Annotated in this window: 10 protein-coding genes; 5 read left to right on the top strand and 5 right to left on the bottom strand. The window is 52.3% G+C overall.

From position 1 onward, the window contains the following. The first annotated feature begins 85 nt into the window (after nt 1–85). Both H8L47_RS18675 and H8L47_RS18670 read left to right on the top strand, forming a co-directional pair. Nucleotides 86–1,330 (top strand): MFS transporter, encoded by a 1,245-nt coding sequence (locus tag H8L47_RS18675; protein WP_186955118.1) that lies wholly within the window; start codon nt 86–88, stop codon nt 1,328–1,330. A gap of 59 nt (nt 1,331–1,389) precedes the next feature. Further along, nucleotides 1,390–2,772: a NarK family nitrate/nitrite MFS transporter gene (locus H8L47_RS18670; protein ID WP_186955117.1), complete on the top strand. Its 1,383-nt coding sequence runs from the start codon at nt 1,390–1,392 to the stop codon at nt 2,770–2,772. 12 nt (nt 2,773–2,784) lie between these two features. Here the strand turns inward: H8L47_RS18670 and H8L47_RS18665 are convergent, their stop codons facing one another. From H8L47_RS18665 to H8L47_RS18650, 4 genes are read right to left on the bottom strand one after another with little or no spacing between them, the layout of a single operon-like run. Beyond that, on the bottom strand, nt 2,785–3,114 hold the full coding sequence (locus tag H8L47_RS18665; RefSeq protein ID WP_186955116.1) for a DHCW motif cupin fold protein: 330 nt from the start codon (nt 3,112–3,114) through the stop codon (nt 2,785–2,787). 41 nt (nt 3,115–3,155) lie between these two features. Then, a complete protein-coding gene (locus tag H8L47_RS18660) occupies nt 3,156–3,797 on the bottom strand; it encodes a Vat family streptogramin A O-acetyltransferase (protein ID WP_186955115.1) in 642 nt (213 codons plus the stop codon). Nucleotides 3,798–3,806: 9 nt separating this feature from the next. After that, a complete protein-coding gene (locus tag H8L47_RS18655) occupies nt 3,807–4,400 on the bottom strand; it encodes a phosphorylase family protein (RefSeq protein ID WP_186955114.1) in 594 nt (197 codons plus the stop codon). A 20-nt stretch (nt 4,401–4,420) separates the two neighbouring features. After that, the gene (locus tag H8L47_RS18650; RefSeq protein ID WP_222616595.1) at nt 4,421–4,750 is read right to left on the bottom strand and encodes a hypothetical protein; all 330 of its coding nucleotides are present in this window, start codon (nt 4,748–4,750) and stop codon (nt 4,421–4,423) included. On the opposite strand from H8L47_RS18650, the gene H8L47_RS18645 reads away from it, so the two are divergent. After that, complete coding sequence (locus H8L47_RS18645) at nt 4,722–6,470, top strand: DUF4214 domain-containing protein (protein WP_186955112.1); 1,749 nt, start codon at nt 4,722–4,724, stop codon at nt 6,468–6,470. The two genes, H8L47_RS18650 and H8L47_RS18645, sit on opposite strands and share 29 nt — an antisense overlap. A gap of 746 nt (nt 6,471–7,216) precedes the next feature. Here H8L47_RS18645 and H8L47_RS18640 read toward each other — a convergent pair. Then, entirely contained in the window at nt 7,217–7,837 is a 621-nt protein-coding gene (locus tag H8L47_RS18640) for an RDD family protein (protein WP_222616594.1), read from the bottom strand. A 575-nt stretch (nt 7,838–8,412) separates the two neighbouring features. Here H8L47_RS18640 and H8L47_RS18635 point away from each other — a divergent pair. Both H8L47_RS18635 and H8L47_RS18630 read left to right on the top strand, forming a co-directional pair. Then, a complete protein-coding gene (locus H8L47_RS18635; RefSeq protein ID WP_186955110.1) occupies nt 8,413–10,383 on the top strand; it encodes a methyl-accepting chemotaxis protein in 1,971 nt (656 codons plus the stop codon). 311 nt (nt 10,384–10,694) lie between these two features. After that, on the top strand, nt 10,695–11,690 hold the full coding sequence (locus H8L47_RS18630) for a substrate-binding domain-containing protein (protein WP_222616593.1): 996 nt from the start codon (nt 10,695–10,697) through the stop codon (nt 11,688–11,690). Nucleotides 11,691–11,700 lie beyond the last annotated feature (10 nt).

Genomic DNA, 11,700 nt, shown 5'->3' with positions numbered 1-11,700 from the left:
GCACCCTGACAACCTAACGGCGAATTTCTTTCCTGTGCCTGCGTCCCTATGCTGTCAGTACTGATAAAAGCATAGGGAGTTAATCATGGCCAGGGAAGGCAAAGCTAATGCGGTGTTAGGGTCCAGTACGCTGGCATTCACCGTTTGTTTCACGATCTGGATGATGTTCGGGGTGATTGGTATCCCCATCAAGGCCAGTCTCAATTTGAACGAGACAGAATTCGGTTTGCTGACGGCCATGCCAGTCCTGACCGGGTCCTTGATACGGGTGCCTTTGGGTATCTGGACTGACCGGTTTGGTGGCCGCATCGTCTTCTTTTTGCTGATGCTGTTCACCGTAATCCCGATCTATCTGATCAGTTATGCCACGGCTTACTGGCATTTCCTGGTGTTGGGTTTGTTCGTTGGCCTGGCCGGTGGCTCGTTTTCGGTAGGCACACCTTATGTTGCCCGCTGGTTCAAGAAAGACCGTCAGGGTTTGGCCATGGGTATCTTCGGGGCTGGCAATTCTGGTGCTGCCGTCAACAAGTTTATTGCGCCTGCGCTGATTGCAGCGGCGGGCTGGACCCTGGTGCCAAAGGTCTATGCCGTGATGATGGCGGCTGCGGCCCTGATCTTCTGGGTGTTTTCCGCCACTGATCCTGCTCACAACGTGAAATCAAATGTCAGCTTCATGACCCAGTTGTCCATGCTGAAAGACCCCAAGGTGTGGCGCTATTGCCAGTACTACTCGGTAGTGTTTGGCGGCTATGTCGGCTTGAGTTTGTGGATGACCAAATACTATGTCACTGAGTATGGCTTTGGCATGAAAGAAGCCGCGCTGCTGGCAGCCTGTTTCTCTTTGCCCGGCGGTGTTTTGCGTGCATTTGGTGGCTGGCTGTCAGATAAATATGGCGCTTACAAAGTGACCTGGTGGGTGATGTGGGTTTGCTGGGTGGCTTTCTTCTTGCTGTCTTATCCACAAACTGATTTCACTATCCAGACTGTACGCGGGCCACAAAGTTTTCACATTAGCCTGACCCCTTTGCTGTTCACGATATTGCTGTTCGTGGTTGGCATTGCCATGGCAGTTGGCAAGGCATCGGTATTCAAATTCATCTCTGACGATTACAGCAGCAATATTGGCGCAGTGTCCGGCATTGTCGGGCTGGCGGGTGGTCTGGGTGGCTTTGTCTTGCCTATCCTGTTTGGTGCAATTGTGGATATCACCGGCGTACGCAGTTCTTGTTTCATGCTCTTGTATGGCACGGTCTGCGTGTCGTTGGTGTGGATGCACTTCCAGTTCCGCCGCGAGGGCATGATGGCAGCGCAAGCAGCCTTGCCAGCCTGAGCAATAAAGCAGTCAGATTATTGAGTATCCGTAGCAAAACGATATAAAAGGAGTACGACATGAGTCATGTATTAAGTCATTGGGAACCAGAGAATTCTGAATTCTGGCGGAAAGAGGGTAGCGGTATCGCCAGCCGCAATTTGTGGATTTCGATTCCCTGTCTGATGCTGGCGTTTTCTGTCTGGATGTTATGGAGTGTGGTGGCTGCCAATCTGGATAAGGCAGGTTTTCACTTTAGCAAAGACCAGCTATTTTTCCTGACCGCCTTGCCCGCCTTGTCGGGCGCAACCCTGCGCATATTTTATTCTTTCCTGGTGCCGGTCTTTGGTGGCCGCAGATGGACTGCCATATCCACCGCCAGTCTGCTGATCCCGGCGGTTGGTATGGGCTTTGCGCTGAAAGACCCCACCACCAGTTATTCAACCTTGCTGGTGCTGGCATTGCTGTGCGGTTTTGGTGGTGGTAATTTCAGTTCCAGCATGGCCAATATCAGTTTCTTTTTCCCTAAGGCACGCAAGGGTTATGCAACAGGCATGAACGCCGGCATTGGTAACCTTGGCGTGTCCGTGGTGCAGTTTTTGACACCGTTTGTCATTTCTTCGGCGATGTTTGGGGCAGCAGTGTCTGGTGATGGTTACCTGTTCCATCAGGCCAAAACGAATACGGATCAAATGTTCTGGCTGGCCAATGCCGGGTTTATCTGGGTGCCTTTTATCGTCGTGGCTACGGTGGTGGCCTGGTTTGGCATGAATGATATCGCTTCTGCCAAGGCTTCTTTTGCAGACCAGGCGGTGATTTTCAAACGCAAACATAACTGGCTGATGTGCTGGTTGTATGTTGGTACTTTCGGTTCTTTCATCGGTTTTTCTGCTGGCTTTGCGATGCTGATCAAGGCCCAGTTTCCTGAAGTGGAAGTCGCCAAATTTGCTTTCCTTGGCCCCCTGGCTGGTGCGCTGGCCCGTCCCATTGGCGGCATACTGGCAGACAAACTGGGCGGTGCCCGCCTGACCTTCTGGGTGTTTGTGGCGATGGTGGCGGTGATCTTGCTGGGTATTTTGCCAGGTTTGCATGAACACCAGTTCATGATGTTCTTGCTGTCTTTTATCTGTATGTTTGTTTTGACTGGCCTGGGTAATGGCTCCACCTTTGCCATGATACCGGTGATCTTCATGACCGAGAGAGAACGCGCCGTGCTCGGCAAAGGCGAAGCCGCCTTGCGCCAGGCACGTGTGGAAGCCGCCAAAGAGTCAGCGGCTGTGCTGGGTTTCTCGGGGGCGATTGGTGCCTATGGCGGCTTCTTTATCCCACAAACTTTTGGTACTTCCATCAAGATGACAGGCGCACCAGACACCGCCTTGTATGTGTTTATCGCGTTTTATATTTCCTGCATGGCGATTACCTGGTGGTATTACTCACGCAAAGGTGCAGAAATGCCTTGCTGAGGAAACATTGCTTTAGTCGACAATGAACAGACTGGCCCCGGTGCTGGTGGATGAGCGGTGTGCCTCCGCTCCATCCGCCACCTGGTAGCTCATGCCTGCGGTTAAAGTCAGCACGCGGCCATCGTCGAGTTCGGTTTGCATTTCGCCTTGCAGACAAAGCAGGATATGCCCTTTGCTGCACCAGTGGTCTGCCAGGTAGCCAGGGGTGTATTCGACCATACGCACGCGGATATCACCAAACTTGCATGTGCGCCAAAAGGCTTTGCCTGTGATGCCGGGATGTTCGGTTTTTTCTATGGCAGACCAGTCTGTGGTACCAAAGGGAATATCTGAAATTTTCATGGTGAACTTTGCAAGAATAAAACGAAGCAGCTGCGGTTACATTACTCAGCCTGCGCACAGGCCTTCAAGGCACCAATGTCGGCAGTTGTGATGACACTGATATGGCGGCTGATTTTTTCTCCAGGCCAGTCCCACCAGGCAATTTGCTCCAGTGTCTCGATGACATCCGGTGTAAAGCGTTGGCGTAGCGGCTTGGCTGGATTGCCGCCGACGATGGTGTAGGCGGGAACATCGCTGACAACGACCGAGCGGGAAGAGATGATGGCCCCATTTCCTATCTTCACGCCCGGCATGATGAGGGCTTCATACCCTATCCAGACATCATTGCCGATGACGGTGTCGCCCTTGTAGGGCAAGGCTTCCAGGTCCATGGGTGTTTTTTCCCAGCCATTGCCAAATATCTGGAAGGGATAGGTCGATACCCCTGCCATATTATGGTTGGCACCATTCATGATGAACTTGACACCACGGGCAATGGCACAAAATTTGCCGATGATGAGTTTGTCGCCGATGAAAGGAAAATGATAGAGCACATTGCGCTCAAAATTTTCTGAATCTGCAGGGTCGTCGTAATAGGTGTAGTCACCTATCAGTATATTGGGGTTGCTGACGGTATTCTTGATATAGCAAACCTGGGGAAAACCCTGCATGGGGTGTTTGTTGTAAGGGTCTGGTCCGTGCATAAGTAAAAATCAGTGTTGTATGTTATCGAGTAGCTGATGCAGCGCCTTGGTCATGGCCTTGATGGAACCCTGCATATCCCATTCATCGTTATCGACATTGACAAAGTTGGAGACGGCACGCAATTCCAGGAAGGGCTGATCTTCTTGCAGGCAGGTGTAGAAGAAAGCGGCACCTTCCATATTTTCCAGGTCAACGAATTCGGTGTCAACATAGTGGGCCATGGCAGCATTGAGTGACATGCTGCGCGCCCGCAAAAACTCTGTGCCTGCTGGCAGATAAGGGCAGTTCAGGGTGTGGCGGCGCTCAAATTCCATATCGATGGGCAGGTGTGCCAGATGGGTGAAACCATCGGGAGTAAAGAAGCCCAGGTCGCCTTCGACTTCACTTTCTACCAGCGCCACATCCCCCACCTTGAAGCTGGAATGCGGATAAGCCCCAGCAATGCCAGCCATGATGAGCATGTCAGGCTCATATTCATAAATGGCCCTGAGGGTTGCATGGGCCGTGGCAGTGAGGCCCACGCCAGAGACGATGGAGATGATGCCTTCGCGCTGGAACAGGCTGGCTTCAGTCTGGGTAGGGAATAGAATGACGATTTTCATGATGTGGTACTTTCTGCTGGTCAGGGCAACGAGCGGATGATGTATATTTTATCAAGTATGCAGCGATAACAAAATCGAATTGGCTGGCTTTTCAACTGCTGTTGTAGGAATCGCGCTGAAATTTTTTGGCATATACTCCTTAAATCTACTGCTTCAATCAGGGTTTTGCCGTGTGACAAGCCAGACATTTGCCCGGTTTCCCGAAGGAGAATTTTTTCGTCATGCCATGAGACACTGGAATTTTGAAAAAGTTTGCCGTAAACCAAGGAATGCTCGTTTTTTTCGATTTCAACATTTGCTGCAAATATTGCGGGTGCAATGATGGCCAAAACCAATAAAGAATTTATCACAGGCTTGTTCCAGATACTGTGGGACAGACAACCCGATCAACAGACGGTAGATTTGTATGCCTCGCGTCTGGATTCTGGCTTGCTTACCCGTGCCGGGGTGGAATACAGTTTTTTGATTGCTCCGGAATACAGCCCTGCTGCCGAGCAGATCGTGCGCCTGTATCTTGCCGCGTTTAACCGCATTCCTGATACTGATGGCTTTGTGTTCTGGATGGGGGTTCACAGGAATGGTGGCAGCAATAGCCAGATTGCCGACGTGTTTGCACATTCTGAAGAGTTTGTCGCCAAATACGGGGCAAAATTGTCGAATTCGCAGTATCTGGATCTGATTTACCAAAATGTGCTGGGACGTGCAGCCGATGCTGCCGGGCGTAGTTACTGGGTAGAGCAGATGAATAACGGCATGGCGCGTGGTGAGATACTAAACCAGTTTGCGCAGTCGCAAGAATTCAAGATTTCTACCTCAACCAAGGTATATGCCAGCGTGGTGTACACGACATTGATAGGGCGCATGCCCACGGCTGCCGAAGCCGCGGCTGCCCCCACCAATGTAGAACAACTGGTCCTGAAAGTGGCGCAGGCATCGGAAGTAACACCTACCATAGGTAGTATCAGTTATTCAGCACCGGCATTTGTCGAGCAACAGCTCAATGATGGCAGCATGACCAGCAGTATCATCCTGACCCTGACTGGCGACACTTTCAAGGGTAATATCGGCGCCGCCCTGGGCAAGCTCACCAATGTGCCTGCGGGCCTGACTGGCACTCTGGTCAAGACCACGGATACCACGGCGACGCTGACGCTGAGCGGCAAGGCGACTGCGCATGCCAGTATCAATAACGTCGCTAACCTGACGGTTACACTGGATAACGCTGCTTTCATCGGCGGCAAGGTCGCCAATATCCTGAATGCAGTCAAGACTGATTTGCAGGTCAACTACCTTGATATTCCACTCAATGAAACCAATCATCTATTGAGCGGCAAAGGCGCATTGACTACCCCTCTGGTGATCGATTTGAATCTGGACACCCTGACCCTCGACAGCAAGCCACTGGCCCTGCTGAGTGGCGACATCAGGCAGGTGGATTATGTTGATCTGAGCCAGATTGCACCGGCCACCACCAGCACCGGAACAAGCACAGGTACCTCGGGCACCAAGGTAACCGTGACTACCACCATCAAAGGGGATGAAGCCAATAATCTGCTGCAGGGCTCCAGCTACGCCAATTTTTTCACTGGTGGCGGTGGCCATGACACCATGCAGGGTGGCATCGCGGTTGACACCTATGTATTTGGCATCACCCCGGTTGCCAATGGTGTTGATACCATCACCAATTTCACGATAGGCAAGGGTGGCGACGTATTGAATTTCTCTGCCTTTCTGAACAAGACAGGAACTACCAAGATCGCCGCCGTGAATGCCGCCGCCACGACACCCAAGGCATGGGCCAATGGCGATGTGTTGACCGTACAGGGCAATGCCCTTGATTCGTCAAAACTTGCCGCCCTGTTTGGCACTGGTAAAGCCTTCACCGGCCCCACCGTCGCCAGCAAGATGGTGCTGATCACCGCTGACATCATTGGCGACGCCAGCATCTGGTATGTAATCAATCAACTGGATGTCAACAACATCACACCGGATGAAATCGTGCTGGTAGGCACCTTGAAGAATATCAATAACCTGAGCCTGGTGGGTTTTGATGTAACGAATTTCTTGTGATGATGGCTTTGCGATGACAGGCATCTTGCTACTGTCACCAGGTGTGCTCATCTTCAAGATGCCATGATAATAGTGATGTCATTCCACCGGGCTGGCGCTCCACCGGGCTGGCGCTCCAGCGGCGTTCGTTGCATGCCGCGCAATGCAATAAATTCAAAATTGCAGACTCTACGAGTTAGATTTTCAAATACCTGCACACGTAATCTATGATTGCAGGCCGGGGGTAGCCCTGCAGCTACTCACCTTTTTTGCTTCGCCAAAAAAGTAAGCGAAAAAAGGCGACCGAGGCGTCGCTGCCCCTGCGGGGTCCCCTTTGCTGCAAGTCAAAAAATGGGAAATGCCCGAAACTCGCTTCGCTCAAACAACGGTCATTTCTTTTTCCATTTTCTGCCTCGCAGCAAAGGCATCGACACATCGGAACGGCAAAGATCAAAGGCAATCCCAAAGTCAAAAGCAACGTCAATGTAACGGAGATTCAAATTGCATTGAATTTAGCTGCCGGGCTACCCCCAGCCTGCACGTCTTAAAAGGCGTGTGCTGGTATTTGAAATACCTAAATCGTAAAATTCCTCAAGGCATGAAGTTCGTGCAGCGAATAGTTTGCTGCAAACGTCGCTGGAGTGCTAGTCCTGTGAATTCCTGCCAAAAACACGCAGGAATGACTTAAATACGATTCACTATCATTGCAGGGCGATGAGTCTGGTGAAGTTGTGTCGAAACTATGCAATAAGCATAAGTTCCACCCACTACTCCCTCACCACCTTGGTCCTCGCCAGCATATCCCCCAGCCGCAACTGTTTGCGCCCCAGTGCAAAAGCCCAATCTACCACCGTCAACACAGCCAGATTACGCAACAAGGATTGCTGCAAACTACAGGGATGCTCAGTGTCAGCATGCACCACACGTATTTTCATGACGCGCTTGCCCAGGCTCTGTCCATCAAAGCCGTCCTTGAACAACAGGTACAGCAACCACAAGATCAAGATCACCCGGTTGGTTTGTTTGAACAGATTGGGCATGGTCACCGTGATCAGCAAACCCAGTAGCGCCAGCAACAGCGCCACACCTACCGTATCGATGAACTGAGCTATCACACGCTTGGATACGCCAGCCAGTTTTTCATCCTTGGTATCGGCCACTTCTGTCGTTCTCACACGCTGGCGGCGCTGTTCCTGTACTGCTGAAATATCGACGCCACGCACTGACAGTACCGATTCTATCGTGGCATACTCATGCTCGTGCAAGCCTGGCCTGACGCCCAGCGCGAGTAAGTCCCCCGTCTCTTTTGACGTGTAAGTGTCATGCAATTGTGCGCGTAGTGCATCCATCTTTGCTTGTAAAGTCAAATTGAAAGGAATCCGATCCATGATAGTTCATGCATCGGGCTGCATACGGTAAAATTGTTGCAAGATATTACACGGTCCGTATTTTGTTCAGGTGCAGCATGAAAATCAGGCTTGCCTGGTCTGCGTAGGCAGTGGCGCTGGTATTGGATGATTGCTTATCTGCTGGCAAGGTCTGAAGTGAATGCGCACTCGTGTGCGACTAAAGATAGCAGTGCTTTAGCAGGAAATCAAAGGCCAGGCCAAATACAAACTGGTTCATAAAGAAAATTAACAATTGCAACCACACTCGCATTTGCCGCAGTGCGGCAGGATGTTAAGAAAAATGACAGAATATCCTCCGCTGAAGAGCGAGATGGGACCAGGATCCAGACTGTCGATATCAACACTATTGGTATGTGGCAACGTCGCAAAATTGCAACTGTGCCGAAACAGGGACAATGCAAAGGATGTTCATGCCCATATAAGAAACAACTGAAAATACGGTCAGCTTATTTGTAGCGCTACTGTATTTACCGCATCATGAAATGAATGCTATTCTGCAAAAGTTCGCGTTGTAAACTATCCTGCCCGACTTTTTAAAGTATTGGAGAACTGGTATGTTTTTCTCGTCACTGCGTAGAAAGCTCATCAGCATTTGTGTGACCATAGTAGTGATAGCCATGTTATCCATGGTAGTAGCGAATTTCTTTACCACGCGCTCGCGCACCATGGATGCGCTCAATAGCCAGTTATTGCAATTGTCTGAAAGCCACGCGAGCGCCATTACCGAGTGGGTCAAGTCCAAGCAGGCCGCAGTTGCTTCGCTGAAGCTGGCGGCGGAATTGCCAGAACCTTTGGGCGCACTCAAGGCGGGCGAACAGGCTGGTGTGTTTGACATGGCCTATATAGGTTTTGCTGACAAGCGCGCGGTGTTTTCGCAAGAGCGCAAACGGGCTGCCGATTATGATCCTACTGCACGGCCCTGGTATATCAAGGCCAGCGAAGCAGGCGGCCCCATTATTACCACGCCCTATATCGGTGCCAGCACTGGCAAACTGGTGGTTACCTTTGCCGACCCCATCGGCCCCAAGGGCGGTATCAAGGCAGTGGCGGCAGCCGATGTCATGCTTGATGCTGTGACCAGCAATGTCGCCTCCATCAAACCTACCCCTGCCAGTTATGCCTTTCTGCTCGATGGTAGTGGCAAGATCATCGCCCATCCCAATGAAAAACTGACACTCAAACCACTCAGTGAACTGGATGCCAAGCTGACGACGGAAGTATTGACGGCTACCGAGGCATCAAAGACCAGTAGCATCATTCATTTGAATGGCCGCGATGGCATGCTGTATGTCACCAGAATCGCTGGCACTGACTGGCTGCTGGCGACCGTGCTTGACCGTGCCGAGGCCACGCAGGCATTGTCCGCCATGCTGACGACATCGGCTGTCACCGCCATCATCGTCGTGGCGCTTGCTGCACTTCTGTTGACCACTCTGGTTGCACGAGCCCTCAAGCGTCTTGAACTGGTACGAGATGCCATGGCCGATATCGCGACAGGCGAAGGCGACCTGACCCGTCGCCTGGCTGCCGATGGCCGTGATGAACTGGCGCAAATCAGCGAAGCGTTCAACCGCTTTGTCGACAAGATCGCGGCGGTGCTCATCGACATACGCGCCACCAGTGGTTCAGTCCGGCTCGCCTCCGGCGAGATTGCATCAGGCAATGCTGACTTGTCTGCGCGTACCGAAAGCCAGGCCAGCTCACTGGAAGAAACCGCCTCGTCGATGGAAGAATTGACTTCCACCGTCAGGCAAAATGCCGACAATGCGCGCCAGGCCAACCAGTTGGCGGCTTCTGCCGCTACTGTGGCAGGCAAGGGTGGCGAGGTGGTGTCGCAAGTAGTCAACACCATGGTGTCGATCAAGGACAGTTCCAGAAAGATCGTCGATATCATCAGCGTGATTGACGGCATTGCCTTCCAGACCAATATCCTGGCGCTGAATGCTGCAGTGGAAGCTGCCCGTGCCGGTGAGCAAGGGCGCGGTTTTGCTGTTGTGGCATCCGAGGTGCGCAACCTGGCACAACGCTCTGCCACGGCTGCCAAGGAAATCAAGTCCCTCATTGATGACTCGGTAGGCAAGGTCGATTCCGGTGCGCGCCTGGTGGATGAAGCAGGCCAGACCATGGGCGAGATCGTCACCTCGGTCAAGCAGGTGGCTGACATCATGAGCGAAATCACTGCTGCCAGCCAGGAACAAAGCTCAGGCATAGAAGAGGTCAACCGCGCCGTCACCCAGATGGATGAAATGACACAGCAAAATGCCGCCCTGGTGGAAGAAGCCGCCGCTGCTGCCGAAAGCCTGCAAGAACAGGCAGAGCATTTGTCGAGAATCATCAGCATGTTCAAGCTTGATGATGGCAGGCAAGTGGCAGCAGTCGCCAGCGTCCCTACATCTGTACAGAGAGCAAAACCTGCGACATCTGCTGCACCGAAAATTGCGGCAGCACCAAAAGCCAGCCAGGCGGCGCCAGCGCGGGCTGGCGGCAAAGCGCAAAATTCAGCGGAGGACTGGGAGGAGTTTTGATGCAGTTGGCTGTCATGTTGCCGTCACAGCGCATTGATATGCTCTTGTCTGAACATACTCCTCCTCGGTGTAAGTATTGTGCGCCCTATGCATAATATGCATGCCCATGTTCTTAGGCAGCCTTCGGGCTGCTTTTTTTATAAGAGGTCTTTCGTGTTCACTTGCCACCCAAGCCCAAAGCCAGCAATGCTGTGCAATGTCATGTCCCGGCCTGTTCATGATTGACAAAATTTCACAAATGCAGACTGCCCCCCACGCAGTCTGCTTGGTGTTAGCATAAGCTGGGGACTTGCCTGCAGACGGGAGAAATCATGAAACTGTGTCAATCGCTAACGACCATTGCGGTCGGCTTCTTCGCTTTAACGATGCTTGGTTGCCAGGGCGAGGCAGGTAATGGCAAGGCCCGTGCGGTGGCTACACAGGCACCTGCCGAGGCTGCCAAACCCAGGGCTGGCCCCAGCGTTGCCCTGGTGATGAAGACGCTGACCAATCCTTACTACATTCAAATGGAGCAGGGGGCGAGACGTGCCAGCAAGGAATATGGTATTGATCTCGTTGTCAAGACTGGTGCGCAAGAGACTTCGATAGAGCAACAAATACAAATTGTGGATGAGCTGATCCAGCACAAGATCGCGGCCATTGTGATTGCACCAGGAGATTCCAAACGGCTGGTGGCAGTGCTGAAGAAAGCACAGGACAAGGGCATCGTCATCGTCGGACTGGATAACCGGCTCGATGCGGCAACCATGCAAAGCCAGGGTATGCAAGCCATACCCTTTGTCGGTGTGGACAATGAAAAAGCCAGCTTTGAGGCGGTCAAGTATGCCGTTGATCAAATCAGCAAGCCGACCGCTGCCGCCATTCTCGAAGGTATACGCAGCACAGAAAACTCACGCTTGCGGGTGCAGGGGGCAGAGCAGGCTTTTGCCAGCAGCAAGCTGATTAAAGTCGTCGCCAGGGAATCGGCCAATTGGAAAATCGACGAGGCACGCGATCTGACCAGCCGTCTGTTGGGCGAACACCCTGAGATACGTCTTTTGTTCTGCGCCAACGATATGATGGCCTTGGGGGCGATTAAATTTTTGCAGGATAGTGGCAAGACCAATGTTGCAGTCATCGGCTATGATGCACTGGAAGAGGCCGTTGCTGCCATCCGGCAAGGGCGTTTGCTGGCTACTGTGGATCAGAACGCCGCCGAGCAGGGATATGTCGGCGTGATGCTGGCATTTCGCGGGCTCAAGGGTGATCAGGTGCCTCCTGTCACAGTTCTCAACACCCGACTGGTCACTGCAAACAATTTAAAATAAGCGGACGAGC

Origin of the sequence: Undibacterium umbellatum (assembly GCF_014284125.1) — a bacterium.
Taxonomy (GTDB): domain Bacteria; phylum Pseudomonadota; class Gammaproteobacteria; order Burkholderiales; family Burkholderiaceae_D; genus Undibacterium; species Undibacterium umbellatum.
Note: the sequence above shows the minus strand (reverse complement) of the source record. Positions and strands in the feature narration are given on the sequence as shown.